Genomic DNA, 336 nt, shown 5'->3' with positions numbered 1-336 from the left:
GTGAGGCCTGGGAATGAGCCTAGCAGGTGAAGCAGACCAGGCTAGTCGACAGATGTTTCAAATTGGCCAGTCTGGGAGATTGGTGGTGCAAGTGATGGCCCCTTCGCGAGCAGGCTCGCTCCCACATTTGGAATGCATTCCAAGGTGGGAGCGAGCCTGCTCGCGAAGGCGATGTGTCAGGCGACGAAGATCACGCGCCCGGAACGAAGTGCTTCTGCGCCGTACCGCGAGCGATCAGCCGGGAGATGTAGTCGAGCTTCTGCGCATCCTGGTCGACGAAACGAAACGTCAGTTGCAACCAGTCGCTGTCCGGTTTTTGTTCAAAGGCAACGACGG

Annotated in this window: 1 pseudogene; it reads right to left on the bottom strand. The window is 58.3% G+C overall.

The features are described from left to right. Window positions 1–190: 190 nt before the first annotated feature. Window positions 191–336, bottom strand: a pseudogene (locus GTU76_RS29825) (response regulator); the annotation flags it as partial.

The organism is Pseudomonas crudilactis (assembly GCF_013433315.1).
Lineage (GTDB): Bacteria > Pseudomonadota > Gammaproteobacteria > Pseudomonadales > Pseudomonadaceae > Aquipseudomonas > Aquipseudomonas crudilactis.
This window is presented reverse-complemented; position numbering and strand designations above follow the sequence as displayed.